General features: G+C 55.0%; 16 protein-coding genes. 7 read left to right on the top strand and 9 right to left on the bottom strand.

What is annotated here, in order from left to right:
• Positions 1–397: 397 nt before the first annotated feature.
• Complete coding sequence (locus tag C5Y83_RS05410; protein WP_105328633.1) at positions 398–1,309, bottom strand: lactate/malate dehydrogenase family protein; 912 nt, start codon at positions 1,307–1,309, stop codon at positions 398–400.
• A gap of 301 nt (positions 1,310–1,610) precedes the next feature.
• On the opposite strand from C5Y83_RS05410, the gene C5Y83_RS05405 reads away from it, so the two are divergent.
• A complete protein-coding gene (locus C5Y83_RS05405; RefSeq protein ID WP_105328632.1) occupies positions 1,611–2,984 on the top strand; it encodes a Gfo/Idh/MocA family protein in 1,374 nt (457 codons plus the stop codon).
• A 92-nt stretch (positions 2,985–3,076) separates the two neighbouring features.
• Here the strand turns inward: C5Y83_RS05405 and C5Y83_RS05400 are convergent, their stop codons facing one another.
• The 3 genes from C5Y83_RS05400 to C5Y83_RS05385 form a co-directional block, all read right to left on the bottom strand.
• The gene (locus tag C5Y83_RS05400; protein WP_146117644.1) at positions 3,077–3,433 is read right to left on the bottom strand and encodes a hypothetical protein; all 357 of its coding nucleotides are present in this window, start codon (positions 3,431–3,433) and stop codon (positions 3,077–3,079) included.
• Between the two features lie 108 nt (positions 3,434–3,541).
• Entirely contained in the window at positions 3,542–3,814 is a 273-nt protein-coding gene (locus C5Y83_RS05395) for a hypothetical protein (protein WP_105328630.1), read from the bottom strand.
• 653 nt (positions 3,815–4,467) lie between these two features.
• On the bottom strand, positions 4,468–5,199 hold the full coding sequence (locus C5Y83_RS05385; protein ID WP_158262242.1) for a helix-turn-helix domain-containing protein: 732 nt from the start codon (positions 5,197–5,199) through the stop codon (positions 4,468–4,470).
• A gap of 939 nt (positions 5,200–6,138) precedes the next feature.
• On the opposite strand from C5Y83_RS05385, the gene C5Y83_RS05380 reads away from it, so the two are divergent.
• Entirely contained in the window at positions 6,139–7,266 is a 1,128-nt protein-coding gene (locus tag C5Y83_RS05380) for a C45 family autoproteolytic acyltransferase/hydolase (RefSeq protein WP_158262241.1), read from the top strand.
• 15 nt (positions 7,267–7,281) lie between these two features.
• Here the strand turns inward: C5Y83_RS05380 and C5Y83_RS05375 are convergent, their stop codons facing one another.
• The gene (locus tag C5Y83_RS05375; protein WP_146117643.1) at positions 7,282–7,872 is read right to left on the bottom strand and encodes a hypothetical protein; all 591 of its coding nucleotides are present in this window, start codon (positions 7,870–7,872) and stop codon (positions 7,282–7,284) included.
• A 176-nt stretch (positions 7,873–8,048) separates the two neighbouring features.
• Here C5Y83_RS05375 and C5Y83_RS05370 point away from each other — a divergent pair, with 176 nt between their 5' ends.
• Positions 8,049–8,270, top strand: coding sequence for a DUF2905 domain-containing protein (locus C5Y83_RS05370; RefSeq protein ID WP_105328625.1), 222 nt, complete (start codon positions 8,049–8,051; stop codon positions 8,268–8,270).
• A gap of 3 nt (positions 8,271–8,273) precedes the next feature.
• Positions 8,274–8,747, top strand: coding sequence for an NUDIX domain-containing protein (locus C5Y83_RS05365; protein ID WP_105328624.1), 474 nt, complete (start codon positions 8,274–8,276; stop codon positions 8,745–8,747).
• 8 nt (positions 8,748–8,755) lie between these two features.
• On the opposite strand, the gene C5Y83_RS05360 is transcribed toward C5Y83_RS05365, so the two are convergent.
• The 3 genes from C5Y83_RS05360 to C5Y83_RS05350 all read right to left on the bottom strand — a co-directional run bounded on the left by C5Y83_RS05360 (position 8,756) and on the right by C5Y83_RS05350 (position 14,580).
• Positions 8,756–9,877, bottom strand: coding sequence for a serine hydrolase domain-containing protein (locus C5Y83_RS05360; protein WP_158262240.1), 1,122 nt, complete (start codon positions 9,875–9,877; stop codon positions 8,756–8,758).
• Positions 9,878–10,001: 124 nt separating this feature from the next.
• The gene (locus C5Y83_RS05355; RefSeq protein ID WP_105328622.1) at positions 10,002–14,177 is read right to left on the bottom strand and encodes a M56 family metallopeptidase; all 4,176 of its coding nucleotides are present in this window, start codon (positions 14,175–14,177) and stop codon (positions 10,002–10,004) included.
• Between the two features lie 10 nt (positions 14,178–14,187).
• Positions 14,188–14,580, bottom strand: coding sequence for a BlaI/MecI/CopY family transcriptional regulator (locus C5Y83_RS05350; protein ID WP_105328621.1), 393 nt, complete (start codon positions 14,578–14,580; stop codon positions 14,188–14,190).
• A gap of 386 nt (positions 14,581–14,966) precedes the next feature.
• On the opposite strand from C5Y83_RS05350, the gene C5Y83_RS05345 reads away from it, so the two are divergent.
• The 3 genes from C5Y83_RS05345 to C5Y83_RS05335 all read left to right on the top strand — a co-directional run bounded on the left by C5Y83_RS05345 (position 14,967) and on the right by C5Y83_RS05335 (position 16,936).
• On the top strand, positions 14,967–16,172 hold the full coding sequence (locus tag C5Y83_RS05345; RefSeq protein WP_146117642.1) for a hypothetical protein: 1,206 nt from the start codon (positions 14,967–14,969) through the stop codon (positions 16,170–16,172).
• Between the two features lie 12 nt (positions 16,173–16,184).
• Positions 16,185–16,571, top strand: a complete 387-nt coding sequence (locus C5Y83_RS05340) for a hypothetical protein (protein ID WP_105328619.1) — start codon at positions 16,185–16,187, stop codon at positions 16,569–16,571.
• A 62-nt stretch (positions 16,572–16,633) separates the two neighbouring features.
• A complete protein-coding gene (locus C5Y83_RS05335; RefSeq protein ID WP_105328618.1) occupies positions 16,634–16,936 on the top strand; it encodes a hypothetical protein in 303 nt (100 codons plus the stop codon).
• Positions 16,937–17,109: 173 nt separating this feature from the next.
• Here the strand turns inward: C5Y83_RS05335 and C5Y83_RS29755 are convergent, their stop codons facing one another.
• On the bottom strand, positions 17,110–20,955 hold the full coding sequence (locus C5Y83_RS29755) for a hypothetical protein (protein WP_233207110.1): 3,846 nt from the start codon (positions 20,953–20,955) through the stop codon (positions 17,110–17,112).
• Positions 20,956–21,122 lie beyond the last annotated feature (167 nt).

Here is a 21,122-nt window from a genome sequence, read left to right as displayed (position 1 = left end):
GCCCACCAACCTCGCGCAAGGGATCAGTCCCCTCGTTAATCTAGCCGAGAAACTCCCGGGAGACTCCTTAGAAACGAATCCACCGGAAGAGCATGCCCACAGAGACGTGGACATGGCACTCGAGAGCACACGAACCACCGCGTCGCCATCAGAACCGGATATAACGCCGGTCCTCGAATCCCACACGCTGAATGCCCCGAGCAACCTGCCCGGGTCTGCGAAGATGGCGATCACCAACTTGATTGATGCGGTCGAACCTAACGGCCAGCCACTTCCAACGTCGAGCAACGCAGGCCAGAGGCCCTTGGTACCCATTGCCGGGGTCAACTCGACGTCCTGTCAAAATCAAGGGACGAGCCGAAAGGCTTTAAGCAGGCGATCTCTCAAGACTCGTCGTTCAAAACGTCCCCATCGACGCGATGCACGACTTTACAGCGTCTGCCGAGTGCCGAAACGAGGCTTGTTCCTCTTCCGACAGCGGCGGTTGCAGTACACGGGTCACCCCTTGCCGTCCGATCACTGTCGGCAACGACAAACAGACGTCGCTCACGCCAAAGTATCCGTCAATCAACACACTGACCGGCATAGTGTGCCGCAAGTCATAGACGATGCTATCGACGATCATCATCGTTGCGAGGGCAATCCCGTAGTTGGTGTACCCTTTCATTCCAGAGACCTCGTAACCCATATTCACGGTTTTCTGGAACAGGCGGGCCGACATGTCACTGGGATAGAACCGCTGACCACCGGTCATCGCGACCGAATACGCGGCGAATTGCGTATCGCCATGTTCCCCCAAAATGTAAGCCCGAATATCGTCGGGATGAATCTCCAGTTCGGCCGACAGCAGCGCGCGGTAACGAACGCTATCGAGCAATGTCCCGGTGCCGATCACTCGTTCTGGCGGAAAGCCCGACAGTTGAATCGCCGCGTAGGTCAACGCATCAACCGGATTGCTGACCATCAGCAAAATGGCACCGGGGCTGACCTCAGCCAAAGGTGGAATCCACTCTTCGACGATTGCCCGGTTATCGGCGGCCAGTTCCGACCGTTTACGATTAGGATCACCATACGGAACCGACGCCGTGAAGATAATAATATCGGAGCCTGCCGAGTCCGCGATGTCGCCGGCGCGAATCCGCATGTTGCTGTTTCGCATCGCACTGGCATTGGCCAGATCGATCGCGTCGCCTTCTGCCTTGTGACGACTGCGATTGAGCAACAACAGTTCACTGGCCGGCGGATTGACCGTCGCGGCAAACGCGATGGCCGACCCAACTTTTCCGGTGCCGACGATGGTGATCTTCATGAAGTTCCTTTTTCGGTTTTTCCGTGCGAGCAAGCGGGTAACAATCGAGCAAAAATGCCGGACCGAACCGCTTTTAATATCGGCATCCCCCCTCCGGAAGGTGAGTTTGCCAGGGAAGTTCTCGGCGGGGTTCGGTTTATGTTATCATGTAAGGTGAAATAACCACTCCCAAAGTCCGGTTTGTTGGGAGATGTGCACTTTAGCGCTCGATTCTTCTACGGATCGCGCGCAAGGCACGTTCAACGAATCGGTATCCAACCCACCTTCTATTTCAAATTCACCCCAAACAGGATCTGACCGAATGTCGCATTCTCATCAAACGACTCGTCGTCGCTTTCTGCAAGGCATGGCCGCGGCTGGTGCTGCCGCGGTTGTTGTCCCGTCGGCTAATCGAGCCTTCGGTTATCAGAACGCGAACGACCGACCCGCCTTCGCCACGATTGGCCTTCGCAACCAAGGCTGGACCATCACCTCGAAGACGCTGCCGTACGCCGACTTCGTGGCGTTGGCCGACGTCGACGAAAACGTGCTGGCCGACAACGTCGAGAAGGTTAAGAAACGTCAAGATGGCAAGGCTCCTGATTCGTACGGCGACTACCGCAAGGTGCTCGATCGGAATGATATCGACGCCGTGATGATCGCCACGCCGGATCACTGGCACACCAAAGTCGCCGTCGAAGCGATGTACGCTGGCAAAGACGTCTACTGCGAAAAGCCGCTGACGCTGACCATCGACGAAGGTAAGCTGATCGAAAAGGTGGTCAAGGAAACTGGCCGCGTTTTCCAGGTCGGTACGATGCAGCGTAGCGAATGCGACAATCGCTTCCTGCAAGCGATCGCGCTGATTCGCGATGGTCGCATCGGCGACGTGCAGAAGGTGACCTGTGGTATTAACGGCATGAGCCCCTCGCCTGAGATTCCGGTTGCTGAAGTGCCGAAGGGACTCGACTGGGACTTCTGGCTCGGCCCAGCTCAAAAGTGCGATTATCGGGCTTTGCCAGAAATGCGCGAAGGTTACGGCGGCGGCGTTCCGCTGTACAGCAACTGCCACTACTCGTTCCGTGATTGGCACGAATACTCTGGTGGTAAGCTAACCGACTGGGGTGCTCACCACGTCGACATCGCCTGCTGGGCGCTTGGTGCCACGGAAACGGGCCCCAGCAAAATCACCCCGCTCGACTACAAGCTGGGCTGCGAATACGAGAAGGGCTATCCCGTGGTCCACGATCGTTACAACGTCGCGACGCAGTTCAACATTCAGGTCGACATGCCAAAGAATGTGGAAATGATCATCACCAGTGAAGGGGACAACGGTATCTTGTTCGAAGGTACCAAGGGTCGCTTCTTCGTGAATCGTGGCAAGATCGTCGGCAAACCTGTCGAAGACCTGGCCTCGAACCCGCTGCCTGACGACGCCGTCGAAGCAGTCTACGGTGGTCCGATTCCGGCTAACCACAGCGTAAACTTCATCGAATGTATGACTTCGCGCAAGACGCCGATCTCGGACGTCTGGTCGCACAATCGCATGCTCGAGATCTGCCATCTCTCGAACATCGCCATGCGTTTGGGTCGCCCGATGAAGTGGGATCCAGAAAAGCGCGAGATCATCGGCGACGCCGAAGCCAACACGTTCCTCTCGCGCGAAAACCGCAAGGGCTACGAGATCAAGACTTAGTTTTGAGCTCGCTACTAACCGTTCTCACGGAAGCCGTCCGACCACTCGGACGGCTTCTGTCTTTTCAAGCCAGAGGCGGGCGACCGCCACTGCTAAATCACGCTGTCCCACGTGTCGGCGATCGCCCGCTTGGCCTCTTCGGTGACGCTGGGATGGAATTGAAGCTTACTTTCAATTCGATCGAGAAATAGAACCTCGCGGAGAGGCGAGTGTTCTACGACTTCGCTCATTGGCTTGGCAAGTTTCGCCTTAACTTTGCGAGGAGAAAGCGGGTAGGCCGCCAGGCGAAAGTAGAGCTTCAAGGCAATACATTTGGCCATCAGCGGCGATAGTGTGTCGGTAGTTAACGAACCAAACAGATCATCGAGTTCATCCGGCGCATCGACGATCATGCGAGCCATTTCCAAAAGGAACAATCGCAGTTCGGGGGAGATGGGCGAGGCGTTCATTGGACAACTCTTGAGCTTCAAGGTGTGCATTTGCATGGAGCATTATTTCTCGCTGGCCAGACGGAATGGAAACCAGACCACCCGAGTATCCCGTCTGACCAGCTTTGGCTACGGATTAGGAAACCAATGTTTAGGAAAGTAGACGCACGATTCACCCAAGACCGGCTGCTTTTCTAAGGTGACTTCCGGGATCTGCTCGAGCAGTCCAAGCAAGGATTCAGGCGTCTCTTGCATGCCGAAATCTCGATTGGCAATTCGGACAATATCTTTGAGTTTGATGAAGATGGCATATCCTCGAAACTTTCCGATCACCTTTTTCAGGTTCTCCAAATCGGCTTCAGGGATGGGGATTGGATCGCGTGGTGGTTGTTCGTCTGCCATGGGGTCAATCGTGGTAGTAATCAAGATTCAGCGGCAAGCGGCGCGCAGCGCATTACGGTCTCGCATCGACATACAAAACTAGCTGCGGGCTACCTGCTGACAGGATAAGAAATCGCTCAGCCGTTACGGTCTAAGCGGACGCTACGGAGCGATGGAACGCTCTCTCGCGATATCAGGGTTCCAATAGAAACTTGCCTGGTGCATACGAAATAGCGGCCGTCGGAAACAACGGCCTCACGCGTCTGGCACGATACCGATTCGAAGGTTCGCGGCGTCGCAAATCCGAAGCACGTCTTGGCGTCTGCTTTTGGAAATACTGGCTCATCTCGAAGAAGTTTCCTCAGCTGGAACGGCACAAAAAAATGAAAGCCCCAACCGTGCACGGACGGTTGAGGCTACTTCGATTGAACGAACAACGGGGCAGTGTCACCGTCCAACCGAAAGTTATTCATAGGATCGCAAATTTTCCTACTATGCAAATACGAGAACTACCTTTGATCGCCAACTTTATTGCGATTTCTAACGGCCAATTTGCATTGTGACGGAATCTGGATAACCCGATTGGTATGACCTTGTTTCAAACATTCAAACGATGGTCGTTTCAACATCGTTTGTAGGAACTGGCCATGTCATATTACGGCCCGTTCGCGGACTCAATATCGCTTTAACGTTTCGGTTGGATGCTCGCCGAAATGCTTGCGATACTCCACGGAAAATCGCCCTTGATGCACCACACCAAAGCGTTCGATCAGGCTGCGGATGCACGCGTTTTCGCGGTCGGCGGACTGCAACTCGCGGCGAATCTGGTTAAGCCGCGCCACGCCAAATAACTGTACCGGCGTTAGCCCGTAGATCTGCCGGCAATGACGTTGCAACGTGCGTTCGTCGATCTTGGTCGACTTGACCATGTTTTGCACATAGAACGGTTCGGCCAAGTGCAAGCTTAAATAGCTCTCGATCGACCGCATGAACTTGGCCTGCCGCTCAGCAGCTTGACGTAGTTTGGTTTCCACCGGCGTCGCGTCGCTTAGAACGGTCAGCACCGCATCGATGAGCAAAGTTTGAGCATATAGTGGCTGATTTGTGATCTGGGGCCAAGGTGAAAAGAAGATGGCATTCAATTGGCGGACCAACTGCATGACATTGAACTCGGAGGCGATCAGGTTAGCCGCACCATGACATGGAAAGTCGACCTCCTTCTTCAGAATCTGCAGCGATTGCAGTTGCAGCCATTCGCGGCGTAGCTGAATCACATACCACCAGGCGTTGGCGACGGCTCGGTAATCGAGCGACGCTCCCTCGGCAAAGAGTTGGACATGATTCGATTCCGTGTGGTAACCGTTGGCCCACGCAGGCTGGCTGTTATAGCGTGTGACCGCAATCATCACCCAACCATCCGGCACTGCGCTGCGGCCGAGACAGGGAAGGGAATAGCGGCCACAATCTACGTTGCAATCAGGGAGATGAACTCGATGCATCTCGCCATTAAATCGACCACGTGAAAGTAAACGCTGTTCAAATCCTGCATTGGCTACGGAATCGGATAAAAGGTCAGGGTCAAAGAAATGCAATACACGTCGGAGAAGAGGCAATCTCATACGTTGTTGTCGGTATTCAGTTTTTAAGAGAGAAGAGGTTGTTGGCGAATCCGACGACCGAGCAAGGATGAGTTAGCGAAAAAAGAAAAGCGATAAGTGGTCGTGGGGTTCGAGCGAATCATTTCTTCACACTTCTTGTTTTCAAGATTTCATCGTGAATGTCCTTCGGCGGAATTGCCTCAAACCGATGGCATAAACTGTAGAAGTAACCACTCTCATCGGATTCTTCCGCGCAGGTCTTGAAGAACATGTGATTCACTCCGCGCCCAATATTTCAGGCGACGGAATAGCCCACCCTATTTAACAAGTTGAAACGAGCGTTCGTGTGTATGTTTGCCAGCTCACAAAACGTCGCTGGGAGTCAACCACCAGTGGTGCCTTTACCACGAATGATCACGCGAAATCTCCACGTACTGGACAGTTAGTTTATGGATAATTCTTTCGATTAAATTTGAACGACAAACGGTGCAACAATAGCCGTGTAAACATTAATTGCTGCGACGGTAAATCAACGCGTCCAGATAATCTCTGCAGAGGTAAATGGCCCCTCTCCGACAGGTTTCCGTGCGATACGGATCACAAGAATTTGCGAGCCGCTATTTCCAACCACTAAGTTTGAGGTTCTCCCATATCGAACGTCGTCACACATTCTTCTGGGGTCCATCATTACATTTCGTTAGAATCTCCGGGGTAGTCTCCCGGCCCCCCAAACGCGAAGACAAAACAATGACCCATCAACCAAGCGAACCAAGCACGCGACGGTTCCCCCGACTGAAACGCATTGCCAAGTGGGGCAGCATCGTTGCGGTGATCGTGACGGCGTTGGTGGCCTGGGCCACTTACGACGAAGTTCGCACGTTGTGGTCGCTTCGGCGGATCGAAGGGACCAACGCCTATGTCATGGACTACTACGGCGACTACCACCTCGATCACATTCGAGCTAACGGCATCGATGTGAATGACATCGAGGGGAGCTTCATCAAAGCCTACTTCCCGACGCCGGTTGCTTTTGCGATCCAAAGCGTGCAATCTTGGTACCTGCCGGATAAAGTCGAACTGCAAGATGTCGCCGCGCATCACTGCTCGACGGTCGTTTACCAGAACGCCGACGGCGAGACCTTCTTCGGCCGCAATTTCGACTGGTACCATAATGCCTCCCTGGTTTTGCGGATCCACAAGGGAGGCAAGGTCGTCTCGACCGCGGTGCTTGATCTGGCCTACCTGAACATGGATCGTACCGATCTGGATGAAACCTCGCTGATTACCCGCGTGCCGCTGCTGCTCGCGCCGTACTACTTGATGGACGGAGCGAACGAAGCTGGCGTGGCGGTCTCGGACATGTCGGTCGAAGGAGTCCAACCGCCGCACGAGCCAGGCAAGCCCGCGCTGCTCCACTCGACCGCGATGCGGATGATCTTAGATAACTGCCAGACGACACAGGAAGCCATCGACCTGTTGGACGAATTCAATCTCCGTTTCGCTGGCACAACGTGTCACTTCATGATCGCCGACGCGAGTGGAGATTCGGCGGTTGTCGAGTTCATCGGCGGCGAAAAGAAGGTAACCCGCACCGAGCCCACCTGGCAGGTTTGCACCAACTCGCAAATCTGGGGCGAAAGCGAAGAGGCGTGCGACGAGAACTGCTATCGCTATAAGTCCGCCTCCGACCAACTGGCCCAGTTCGCAGACACCAAAATCGAATCGACTGACATCATGAACGTCATGCAGTCGGTCTCGGTCAACGACTGGACCATGTGGTCGAGTGTTTACAACCTTTCAACCGACGAGTTGCTATTCGTCCACCGTAAGGGAGAAACCGAACTGGTACCTACGCGATTCTCGTTGGCGGAATAAGTCGTACCGGCTTGATCAAGAACCAAAGCAAACAATACCAACCTCCGTGCTGCTGCGGCTTTCCAATGGCTCTATAAGGGCGGCCTCGGCGTGGGTGGTCATTTCGTCGCTGTCTGTACGGCTTTCAACCAGCTTTCGGGCATCTTGCAACACACCGTCGGCTTCAATCGGGTCCCAGATAATATATTCGCACCAAGACGAATCCTTCTGGCCAACCCGTCGGCCGCCATCGAGCATTGCGTGATAAACCTTTCCGGCTTCGGTGGAATCGCTGATGGGTGCGATTGCTTGAATCAGTTCAGGACTAAGTGGTACTCGGGTCAAAGGGCGAACGTGCAGCCGGGTGGCTAACTGATCCGACTTAAACAGCGCCGTGATCAGACAATCAAGCACATCGAGTTCGTCTTCGTCCTGGTCGTCGAAATCGAATCCATTCTGGCAGACGTTTTCGACCATTTCGTCCGCTAGTTCCAGATCGGGCAGATCGAACTCGTCAGGATCAGCAAGGGCGGCCTTGATCAGTGTGACAGCTTGGGGATCCTCGCCCATGAAGATCGCGTCGAATACCGAGCGATCAAATTCATACAGATGCCAACCCATAGACATAGATCAAACCCTTTTGAATTCAGCGTTTTCCAAATCGACGGTTCGTGCTGTTCGGATTGTAACTCGTTGGCCAGAGGGAAACACCGGTGGGCTTGCCCTCGATCTGCTTTCGTTCAAAGATACGAACAGCGGCGTTACGCATTCGATTCCCTGAAGACTTGCGATCCCTGTAAACCATGTCCCATCCTGCCTGGCTTTTAATTATCGCTGGTCTGCTAATCACCGGAGTTGGCGTGGTGTGGCTGCTGGGTCCATCGATTCCGTGGCTCGGGAAGTTACCGGGGGATATCAGCGCTAAGGGGGACAACTTTCGTTTTTACTTCCCGTTGGCGACCTGCATTGTCCTGAGCGTTTTGCTAAGTGGCGTCATGTGGTTGGTTCGGTTCTTTTCGAGGTAGCCGATGGCCCAATCTAAGGTAAGTGCCGGACTGCTGATGTACCGGTATGAAGCAGGCACATTGCAAGTGCTGCTGGCGCATCCCGGTGGACCTTACTTCCGGAAGAAAGACGAAGGTGCCTGGACGATCCCTAAGGGAGAAATCAACGAGGGCGAAGACGCGCAGCATGCCGCCGTGCGTGAGTTCGCCGAAGAAACGGGCCTTTCCCCTGATGGTAAGCTGCTTGCGTTGACGCCAATCAAGCAGAAGGGAGGCAAGGTGGTACATGCTTGGGCCGTGGAAGGAACTTGCGATCCGTGTACCCTAGTAAGCAATACCTTCACGATCGAGTGGCCACCCAAATCAGGCCGCCAGCAGACGTTCCCCGAAATCGACCGCGCGGAGTTCTTTGACCTGCCGACGGCTCAGCGGAAGATCAACGCGGCCCAAGTCGCGCTGCTCGTGGAACTGCAAAGCATCCTGGAAAAGGAAGCTTAGACAGGCGACTACTTCACCACGTCGGGAATCAGCGTGTCAGGCGTTAGCTCTTTCACCAGTTCTTTGAAAACCGTGGTGGCGTACGCAACGTCGGGCGAGCATTTCGGTCCCATCGTGGTAGAGATGACGACCGATAGCTGCTTCGCGGGCAAGTAAGCGAAGATCAGGTTGTAACCGCCAAATCGCGGATTTTGCACTAGCCAACCGTTCATCATGCCGATGCCCAGGGCGTAGTAAAGATTCGGTTGATTGATTCCCAGCCCGACGGTCGTCGGCGCGGTGAGTTCTTTGCGGGACGCCTCCGACAACAGCGTCCCCTTTCCAATCGCATTGGCCAGCACGCCAAGATCTCCGAGCGTCGAAATCATCAGTCCGGTGTGTGAAGTCCACGAGGGATTCCAGAAGGTCGACTCCTCGTAGGTGCCCCGTTCGGCCGTGAATGCATGCAGCACGGGGGAAGGAATTTGCGGCGTCGTGATGTACTTGGTCTGTTGCAGGCCGAGCGGCCTGATCAGATTCTCGTTCAACAGGGCAGCCATCGACTTGCCGCCCACCTTCTTCAGGACCTCGCCCAGGATCACGAAATTCGTATGCGCATAGTTCCAACCTTGGCCAGGGGCATACAGCATGGGAGATTCCATGCCGATCGCAATCAGCTCTTGCGCGGTCCACTGACGAAACGGATCGGCCTCGGACGCCTTTTGAAAGGACTCAGCCGGAACATAATCAGCATAGCCTGAGGTGCTGTTGCCAAGCATCTGGAGTGTGACCTGGTCCGCCTTCGGCAAGTTGGGAAACCACTTCGACAGCGGGTCGTCAAGCTTCACCAGCCCGCGATCGACGAACTGAAGCAGCAAAACGCAGACACTGGTGAGCGTCACTCCGCCGACACGAAAATGCATATCCGCCGTCGCCGGCACCCCGGTCATCGAGTTGCCGAGCACGGTGGTCGAGACATTCTCTTCGCCTCGCCACACACCGCAAAGCAGCGCCTGAAGTCCGTGCTTCTTGAACTCTGTCTCCAGTAACAAGCGCGTCGAGTCGGTCGCTGCGTCCGCGAAGACGGCTGGTGTCAAAGCCAATGAGCCGGCAGCGGCCAACCATTGGCGGCGCGTCCAACGTGCCATCATGATGTTTCCCCCGAGTGATGTTGCTTCAGAGGAAATATGGCTTGCCAAAGGGTGGAGAGCAAATTCGCCGTCGAACGCACCAGGCCAATCCGTCATAACCGTTCAAACCTGACGATTGGGCGGATTACTTCGCTTCCACGTCCCCGGCCAGGCTGTCGATTTCGGCATCGGTCATCCGTGTGCTGGTTGCTTTCAGCATGTTCTTGAAATGCTGGCGACCTTCATCGCTGGAAGGGAAGCCAATGTTGTCGCCGCTCTCTGGCATATTCGACGTGGCGAGCTTGTTTCCCTCGGCGTCGAGAATCGCGAACCAAGGCACGCCGCCGCTGGCTTCACCTCGCATCTCTTTCATGATGTCGATCGCCCCGGTCCAGCGGTGGTCCATCTTGACCCAGACATAGTCTTTCTTCCACTGGGGGTTTTCGAGCAACAGGCGGCTTAGCCGGAGGCAGGGCCCACACCAGGTGGCGGTCTCTTGCACGAGAACCTTCTTGTTTTCACGGGCTGCCTGGGCCAACGCTTCGTCCAACAATTGTCGGGCATCGACGGTTTTCGTGCGATAAGGATCGAGCGCCGCGAGCAGACGCGATTTAGAAAGTTGGTCTCCCTCGCAAACTTGCTCGGCCGTGATCGTCCCGGCAACTTCCCCTTGCCGATTCAAAATGACCAGACGAAATTCGTTACTGGCATTCACAGAGCCTAGCTCCAATTTATCGGCCAACTTCTGGGCGGCCTCGATCCGTGGCTCATCGGTCGGGATCGCCATGAAACGGAAGTCATCGCGATACGAGTTGAAATCTTCGTCTTCGTAACGGATCTTCATCAGCGTTTCGACGCGCGGATCGGTCGGCTGGGCCAGGACGATCAGCAGGTTCTGATTCTGAATGGCAATGTTCTTCGTACCGCTGGCCAATCGCTCGAGCGGAGTTCCTTGGACCTCGAAGGCACTCTGAGTTCGTTCGGCCAAGGTCGGGGGAACGTACGGCTTGGGCGTCTCTGGCGTTTTGACTTGGCCGAGATCCAGTTGTTGTCCTGGCTCGACGTTCGCCTTTGCCACGGTTAGTACGTAACCGCCAGGGTTGTCGAACAACGTGCAGACGTAGTCACGCCCTGGGACTAGCATCGACATGTCGAAGCGGCCCTCTTTGTCAGTCGTGATGACTTCGCCGAATCGATTCGATGACATCTGATCGTTGACGTCGTAGACCGTGAATCCAAAGTGAAGCTTGACACCGGCGGCGGGCTGCGAGCCATCTTCGGTCATCAGTTGTCCGGTGGCGCTGCCTAGCTGTTTGAGGCGTACTTGGACATCGGTATCATCGCCTTGAATCTCTTCGATCGCGCCCTTCATTCGGAGGCCATCGGTGACGTACAAGTAGGTCGGTTCGGGCAGGCGTTCGACCTCGAATTTTCCATCTCGATTGGTCTTCGCTTGCCAATCGTTATGCTGACGGAAGTTGCGTGAGGCGGCGTTGACCTGAGCGCCGCCAATCGTTTCGCCCGACTGATCGTCGATGACCTCGCCGATCAGTTTCGTTTTCATTTGAACTTCGATCTTCAGATCGACGTGCTTCTCTTTTTCCCCTTTCAGCGTGAACTTCTCGGCATCGTGGCCTGACAGGAATAAGTTGTAGTCTCCTTCGCCTACGTAGAATTCAAATTCACCTTCTTCGCCACTGTTCATGTTGTATTGCCGCATCGGACTGACCCAGCGAGTTGAGTTCTCTGGGTTGGGCAACAGGTCCTCCTCAAGGTCGTTCAGACTGATCCCATGGCTTGTCATGTAAATCAGTTTTCCAGGAACAGGTTCGCCGGTGGCCTTGTTCAGCACTTGACCGTGAACGCGGGTGGAAGGTGCCAAGACGAAATCGTGTTCAGGTACTTCTTTCCCTGGCAAAACGACAAAGCCAGATTGCGGGGCTGCCGACCACTCTTTACCGCTGATGTACAACAAGTAAATCTGGTTAGGCGCGGCCATGATTTCGTATCGTCCCTTGGCATCGGTCTTGCCTGAGCCGCGAAAATTATCGTAATCGTAACCAGCCCCGTTGGCACTGACATAGATCCCTTCAGCTGGCTTTCCATCGGGGAAGGTGACCTTGCCACGGAGTGCGATCAAGCGATCGAGTTGGATATCGAGCGTTCCATCTTGAGTCGCCGGATCGTACATGCCGCGGGTGCGGACGAATCCCTCGGCGTTGGGCCACACGGTGGTAATTCCCTTCTGCCACTTGGGGAACCAATGGAACGTGACATCGCCAGATTCATCGGTGTCTCGCGTAAACATATCGATGTAGTACGCGAAATTGAGTTGCTCGCTTTCCTGTTCCTTTTTCAGCAGCCACACATGAGTTGAAACGTCCGACAGGGGCGTATCCTTGTCGTCCGTGATGTGAACTGTTAGCGGTTTGACACCGGTGAGTTGAAGCTGCTCGATGCCGTCGAGTGGGAACTCAGGCTTCTTGGTTAGCTGATCGCCGGACTGGTCGTACGGAAGCGAGTACAACTTGTAGTCGAAGCCAACATGATCTTTCCAGGCAATCGCGGATTGAATCGGTTCCGATTCCGGAAACGCTACCGTCGCGATTCCCTCGGAGTTGGTTGTCGCCGGGCCGACCATGCTGGGATAACCAAGTTGGAGTGCGATTTGGGCCTGTTCAATCGGTTGGCCTTCGCTATCGACGACCTTGACTTGAGCTGTCTTAATCGGCTCGAGGCGAATTTTCGCCGTCTCCGGTTCTCCTTCTTTCACCACGCCAGGCGGCTTATAGAGTCCCATTTGCTTGCCATCGGGCGACGTGGCGTAGATTCTGCGATAGCCAAGCGAGATCTCCATTTCCGCTTCGTAACGTCCTTTCGCGTCGGTCGTCACTTGCTCGTCCTGGCCGAACCGTGCGCTGACCATGTGCACGATCGCCCCAGATACTGGCTGGTCATCTTGATCGATCACTATGCCTTCGATCTTGCTCGTTTTCTTCGGCTTCGCTTCTTTCTCCTTTGATTCCCCTTCGTCTTGTTCTTCTTTCTTGTCTGCTGCCCCGTCGGCGACTGCCTTTGGTTCGTCGGCCGGTGGCTTTTCTGCCGGAACTTGGGCGAAGGCCAGGCCGACTGCCAACAGCAGCGAAAGGGCAGTGAGGCCGGCCAGGAAGCGTTTGTTGATTCGTAGTTCCACGGGGCGAGTCCTTTCGGTCAGAATGCGACGGATACGGCGTTCCATTTCACTGTAAGACGAGAGACTGATTCCGAGGGACCCGGCCAATTGTTGGTATTGCACGGCCCGCTCGGCCATCATCAGCAGCGACGCAGCGTAATCGCTTGGCTTGACCTGCTGCTGATCGCGAAGGGTAAGCGACGTGGCGATGTCGTCGCAGATCATCTCGCGCAGCGCGTTCATGCGGGCGGCCGTCCAATGGACCAGGGGATTCCACCAATACAGCATCGCCGAGGCCGATTGAGCGACAATCGTCCAGTGATCGCGGCGTTTGATGTGGGCCAGTTCGTGCGCGACGACACTACGCAGTTGGCTGGAGGTCAACTCGATGTTGATGTCGGTTGGCAAGACGATCGTGGGTCGCGGCCAGGCGACGACCAACGGCGCCGGCAGGCTATCGGATTCAAGCAATCGGACATCCTTGCTGATATTCAACTGTAAACACTGATCGGCCAGCAGAGTTTGCACCGCTTCGTCCTCCACCTCCCGGCAGCTGCGTAGGAACGCGCAACAACGCCACGTGCTGAGAAGGTACCGACAGAGCATGACCACGCTACCGAGTAGCCAGCACGAGATTAGCCCCGCACTTGCCAACGGAATCCAACTTAATGGCGAACTCGCCGTAGTTGTACTTCCTGTATCTTCAGGCGTGATTGGCTGTGTTGGATTCGCTTCGATGACGGGTTGCGGTAGCTTGGCAGGAGGCAACTCGGCCGACATCGGCGTCGCGAGGGGAGGGGAGGACACCACATGCTGAGTGTCATTGATTGGCGACGTCGACTCGGCGACTTTCAACGGCTTAACTTGCGTGTCTTCTGCAACCCCAAGCTCGTTGGAAGTTCGTACGGTATCAGTGGAGGGCGAACTGCTGGCCACGTTCATCGTTGGGAGCTGGCCCAGCGATAGCCAAGTGCCGACCGCAACGGCCAGAGGCGCTATTAGGCTTCCGATCAGACCGGCCGAGAGCGTTCCGTATCGCTTGGGTAGCGACGTGAAACGGCCGGCGAGCAGTAGCCCGGCTCCCAGGCAAAGGATGGCGGCAATGGCCAGGTTCAACGCGAAGATCGCTGCGGAAAGGGTGAACAACATGCTCGATTCCTTACTTTTTGCGCGACTTGGATTCGTCCAGAATGGCCTTTAAACGCTTCAGCTCGGCACTCGAAATCTGGTTCGATCCTAACAAGCTGAGCACGATGTTCGCCGCCGATCCGTTGAAGAAATCACCGACGAATTCCGCCGCCAACTTTCCCTCAGTTGCCTCGCGATCGACGCTTGGCACGTAACGAAACACGCCCTCTTCCTTGGAACGGACGAGCCAGTTTCGTTTCTCAAGTCGGTCGACCAGATTCGAGATCGTCGTCCGGCTGACATCACGACTCTCGCGAATCGCTTCCCAGATTTCCGCCGCGCTCAATCCAGCTTCTGCATCCCACAGAAGCTGTAAAATCTCGAACTGAGCCGGGGTCAATGTCCCCTCCGGAGATTGCATCATGGATCATTCCTTGCTTTATGCCTGCCGTGCTAACACGCGGCACATGAGATTTACGACAGGTGTCGACAGGAAGATCTTAGCCAATGTCGACAACTGTCGTCAACGTTTTTTTTGCAGATATATTTTTGGGTACACGTTAGGTGACTGAAGTGCCAACCACGGATCTCACGGGCGGACACGGATGAGAGTTGGTGAGTACGTTGGATTCAACGATTGATCCTTCTCTCGTTGCACTTTTTGGCGAAAGGTACTTCGTAAACGTATTTCCTATTAGGAAGCCGTTGGTCAAACCGCTTTCTAATTTGCTGGCCCTGATCGTTCATGTCCAATACAATCCACGGCAGCCATGGAGTGGTGTTTCGCGATTTTTCGGTAAGGACTTGTCTATGCGATTTCCTATTCTTGCGTTGCTTCTTGTGGCTGTGCCAACCGTTACGTTCGCCGAGGACGAAGGTTCGACGAAGCAGAAGTTAGAAGAAACGGTGGAGCTGAATGCTACCCTCGACCAAGCATTGCCGACGTATGTGCCGCTGGCCAAGAAACCTTCGGGGACGTTTGAAGTTCACTGTTCTCCGCTCACCATCGCACTTTTCAAACAATGGGGGCAGCGGTTTGAGAAGATTTATCCCAATGTGGATGTCAACATTACCCAAGCGGTAACCAATTCGGATTCCGCAACCAACATAGGTCGATTTCGCGAAGATGTGTTTGGCACGGCATTCGAGTCGTCCGGTTTCTTACAGGGCGTTCGAGATACGTCAAGCCGTTATCACAGCTGGCCGGTCATTGTGGCTTTCGATCAACTCGAAGTCATTGTCCATCCCGAAAACCCGATGCAAAAGTTTAGGCCAAACCAGCTCGCATGGATTTACTCGACGCAAGGTGAAGGACCCACCTGGCATGAAGAAAGAATTCAAGAAGCATTTTCGGGCGATGCCGCAGAACGAAAGAAGAAAGCGCATGCTGCACACCTGCGTTTGGAGCACCCTGTCATCTATAACTGGGAAGAGCTTCTTGAGACACCACGACAGGTTGTCGCCTCGCCGATCCATATTTACTCTCGGGAACCCTACAATGACGATGCGCGGTTTTTGGAGCTGCGAACCGTCGGATACCCAGAATACAGCATCGGTTCACTCACTTATGCACCTCGCCTTCCGCGTGATGACTTGCACGTTGTGCGCAATGCCGCGGCGATGGTGCGCGCCGTTGCCAACGATCGACTCGCGATTGGTTATGTCTCGCATAGCGTCGATCTCTCCGGCGTACGTGCCGTACCAGTCGAAGGACATCCGGTTGAACTTACCGGACGTCAGAGACCGAAGGACGAACCGTACCATGTCGAATTACCGGTCTTGGCTCGGCCTGTCTTTCTCTGGGTTACGCTTAATGATGATCCAGCTCGTACACCGGCTCAGCAAGAGTTCCTGAAGTTTATCCTAAGCCAGAACGGGCAGAAGTTGGTTGTAGACAATCGCTTCTTCCCGCTACCGACCGATTTAGCAGGCAAGCAGCTAAAGACAGCGCTCAAAACGCCGGAGCCGCCTATGAAAGAAGTCGATCCACTCGATCCGTTTGATTCTCGGCAGTGAAGTTGAGCGCCTATGTTTCGAGAACTGGAAACTTTAGTTGACAATTTTGTGCGTGATATTGCCTCCGCACACTCAATCGAGTCGCCGAACCCTGAAGATGATCTGGCGATCAAGTCGGCGATCGTCGGCTTCTCGTACCATGGGGACGTAAGCCAGTGGGGCCGGAACGAATTTACGTTTGTTCGGCGTTACTTGGATAACGAGTTTGAGGGTGAAGATTTGACCTTTTACGGTGAGCATGGCCGCAACGTACTGCTTTTTCATGCCGTCGCAATCGGTTTCTTGCTTGGACTATATCAGCAGAACCAACTCGACGACCAAGCATTCGTCATCGCCCAGGCAAGTATCGCGGGAGTGGTGATGTTTCACCTGGGCCAAATCACTGCGTCAGCGGCCTAGCTCATGTCGACGTGAAGTCGCAGATCATACCTCATTCACCCTCAGGCGAGGCGGGCAGCATTTTGAGTATCGAATTTATCGCCCAGATATCACCGCCAGTCGATCAAGACACGCTCGAACGGTTGGTCCAGAAGATCAAGGCTAACCATTACTGGCGAGTCATTCGACAGACGGCGGATGAATTGGCTATCTGCCACGGCGAGCACATCGACGAGCAACGGGAAAGCATTTCGATCTACCTGGCACCGCACGAGATTCTGATTGCATTTCACGTGGCCCAGGGACAGGAACGCGCCGAGCTTGTGGACGTACTGCAGGGGATGCTACGCGAAGTGGGCGTCGCTTCCAGGTTCGAAGAAGAATAGATGTGCCAAGTCGACCAGTCATTGCCGAAAGCTCTCCTCGCGTTTTATTACGTACTTCTCACTAGTTCGAATTAGCCGCTTGATTTGCGTCCTGCAGCACGGCAAAGCAATCTTCACACCACGCTCGGTAAGCGGCCGAACTCGAGACGACATCCAGGACGATGCTCCATATCCTATTCGTTGGTGGTGAGTCTGTTCGTATTTCTTGGTTCGACATGAACCGGGATAGGACCAAGGTTACCGATGCGATCTTCGTCGTACATGTTTCGCAGGCAAACGAGGAAATGCTGTGGTTTACTCGCTTGCCACGGTGTTGCTGATAAGGAAGTCGCAGCCAGGCGGATTGATACAGACGGTTGGCCTTCGAGGTCGAGGGTGAACTGTTTGACCTGACCACCTCCTTCCAGACGGGACAGGCAGGGGGGCAGTGCGATCCAAAGGAGATCTCCGACGCGATAACCGTCAGGGAGCATGATGTTCAGCGCAATCGATTCCCCTTCGTGAAAGCGATGCCGGTGGCGTCTCAAGTGCTGCAGAGTCACCTTCATCGGAACGGTAGCGTTGGACGAAGTCCAATTGGTGTATCGCCACCTGATTAGCTCGACCGAGACGGGATCCGCGCCAGCCACGAGCGATTGAATCGGTTGGTCGCTGGCCAACACGTCCACGACGGTTTGTGTCTGGCCGTTGACGATCAGACTCGAGTCTGATTGGTAGAGCCCGCGATGTGACAACTCTTGCATGAGAATCAGCAGTCCGGTGGAATCGACCGTGGAGTAAAGCATGCCGCTGGCTTCGACTTGCTCGAACAGCTGATTCGCAACCGGCAGTGCCGTAGCAACATCTTCCGCGTTGCCAACACGCAAAAGGCAAGCGGCGGCATAAGCTAACTCGGCACGGTGATAAACCGACAAACGTAACCTACGGACATTTATCTTTCGGCGAGCGAACTCCACGATTCTATCAATGTTTGTGCAGTGGGGACTTCGCAGCATCACGTAAGCATCCCAACAATTTCGCAGCGGGCCGTCCTCCACTTTGATTCGATAGAATTGCATGGCACCTGCCAGCAGCTCATCGATCTCGGCCAGAATGGGTGTCACCTCCGGCACTTCGTTCAAGCAACCGTTGATAAATTGCTTCTTCATGAGATGCTCGGCCGCCATGACGCCGAGCTCAGGAAAAATCATTCCATTAGGATAAGCATAAAACCCTTTCACACGCGACCACATCGAGCGCAATCGGCGAACGCCAGCCTGGGCCGATTGAACCGCCGCAGTACAGGCGGGGGACCCCGGTTCCGCCAGGGATAGACAAACCAAGGCGGCGAATAATTTGGCTGCCGTCTGCTCGCAGCACAGATGCTCGTAGTTCGCGGTGGCCTGAGCGACGCGAAAGCGGGTTCGTTTCGGATTGAGGGCCAGACGGATTCGTCCGATCACGTCGTTGACTTCGACCGCCTCCCCCGGCATGAGCAGCTGCGATACGCGACACCGTTCGGTGAACTCGCCGAGCAGGCTAACCTGCTTAGTAACGCTCGCAACGCGTCCAGTCACACGATCGATCACCTCGGCCTGGTAGGTCCCCGGCATGACCTCGAAGGCCAGCTCGACGTCGTTTGCTTCCAGATACTCATTTTCCAACGGCTGATAGTGGTTGCGGATATCTCGCAGCAGCACTGGTTTCCCCTCATGCCGCAGGCGAACTGACATGAAGGGGGACGAGGTCCGGGCGACGAATCTTCCCATGGCCGAATCGTCGCGGAAGATAACCTCAGGCAGTTGTAGTTTTACGTACGGGTCGGCAGTGGATTCAAAATGAAGCGTTTGTTGCTGCCAATCCAATTGGCTCACAGCGAAGGTCTCGACCGTATAGTGTCCAGGCTCGTCGGGCAAAAGGACTTCGATCTCGGCGACACCCTCTTTCAGCGGAATGATGTCACATAGCAGGGTGTAGCTTGGTTCATGGATGTTTGCCGAAGGCGATGGCTCCTCGCGATCGATCGGCATCGAATCGGCCAACAAATCGGCGGTGTCGGTGAAATCGATGGCCGTATCCGTAAACTCCTGCAACATCGTTTCGGCATATTCGTAGGCAACTTGCCCATAGTTTTCGTTGATGGCTTCTGCAATCTGCTCAACCGTACTGATCGCGCAGCGAATGCGTCGATTGAGAATGAAACGTAGTTTGTCAATCGTTTCCAGATCGAACGGATCGGCCATCACAAAGGTCAGTTCGCCATCCGTTTCTGCGATGGGAAAGACCAAGTTCTCGCGGGCGACCGACTCGGGGCATTGGAGAGCAATTTCGCTGGGAAGATTGAATTCGTCAAAATCGACGTATTCCCAATGGTGGACTTCAGCGACCGCACGAGCCAAGGTCGTGGCGTCGGCATACCCACGTAATGTGATCGCCAGCCAAAGGTCGTCCGGCTTGAGCTGCATGTCTTGAAGATCAGCGATCTGCTGAGAAGAGAGCGTCCCCTGATTGCGAAGTTGCTGGAGTACCTCGTCAGAAAGTGGTGGGTAGTGCATCGGCCTGACGTACGAGATACTACTCTCGAAAAAGCGGGTGCTGATGTCGTCGATCCAGACGGGACCAGGATGGCTATCTTCGGAGGCCGTCTTCAGTTGCTTGGCTAACTCTTGCTCAGGTCGCTGGCTCGATGCCAGGCGCGCATCTTTCACGAGTACGGCCACACTGCCGTCGATCGCCGCATCCGCTTGGACACGTAATGTCAGCGATTTGCCTGCTTGAATTGCCGATGTGCTGTCGATTAGCGAGTCGGACTGCTGCAGTTTGATCTGCGTGGATAGCTCACCAGGAGAAATCGCCACGGCAGTCGCCTCCCACGATAAGCCGTCGACAAAGCCTCCCAGCGAAATCACGCCGGCCGGAGAAGGAGCTTCGATCTCGACGACATCTCCAGCCGCCAAATCCCCCAAGCGATGCACTTGATGTGTGAGCTCGGTCCTTTCTTCGTCATGGTTCTGAGGAGGTTTAAACCGACGGACTACCGCACAGCAATCTTCGACTTGCTTTTGTACTTCCAGCTTTACCTTCCGCTGCCCAATCCCGGTAAGCCAAATCGGAGCACTTTGCTTGCCCATTTGCACGATATGCAAACCACGGACACACTGCGAACCTGTGTATGGCATCATCGACGCCACGTAGGTCGGTCCACAGCGGGATAACGTGGTCGCAACGCGTTCTTCGCGACGGCTTCCCTGCAGGGGAATAATAGCTGTGGCGTCGGCTTCATTGCGGACATGAATCTCCAGCGAATGGGGACCTTCGCCAACCAGTTCGACCGCGGCGAAGGCGATACCATCCCTGGCTTCCGCCAAGCGGCAATCGACTCGCTCTCCCTCATCCAGCAAATCGATACGTACGGTGCCAGTGAACGGCTTATCAAATCGTTGCAGATTCAGCTTCACGCTGAGTTTGCGACCTGATAACTGCTGGTGCGTTAATGTTGCCACCAACGGAGCAAGCTCGAATCCGGCCACTCGAAAGGAACAAACAGGCCCTTGATAACCACCATCAGTAAAGGTGATTTCATACTGCCCGATTGGAAGATCACCGACGCGTGCCAGACCGAGACCATTTTCGTCAAGCTGCACCATCTGGGCTTCGAGTGCCGAATTGGTAGAGCGAATTGCGATAGGAACAAGCTGGCCGGGACGATCCAAATCAACGACTAGTACATGGACGATGTCGGTCCGGTGTCGATAAAGATCGCGATCGACCGTGACGCAGCGCAGCGAGACACAAGGATCTACCGCCGCTTGGAAGCGTTGGCTACCTATCGCGATCGTCGCTTCGCTGGGAAGCGGAATAGTGCACCGTTGGCGGGGCGAAGCTGCCAACTCAGGATGGGCTTCGATCACTTGCTTCATCCAGGCCGGCTCGGCCCTCTCGCGATCGAGAAACAGAAAACGGGGACCAACACGGATACCACTTCGAGAATGACTACGACGACTTTCGCCCGCAGGCGACGTTCCGATTGCCTCGCGCATTGGGTTCCTCCCACCGCCAAATTGTGTTCTCTGTTCCTAGAGCCGCGGCGGGTCTGACAAGCACGCATCACCCAGCGGCCGAATTTATCATAGCGACGATGCCCCAGCGTGGCGCGAAACGGGTCAAGATTCTCGGCGGCGTAATTGTTTCGCGCGGGTGCAGAAAG

It is taken from the genome of Blastopirellula marina (genome assembly GCF_002967765.1).
GTDB lineage: Bacteria > Planctomycetota > Planctomycetia > Pirellulales > Pirellulaceae > Bremerella > Bremerella marina_A.
The sequence above is the reverse complement of the archived record's forward strand: the minus strand, read 5'-3'. Positions and strand labels throughout refer to the sequence as shown.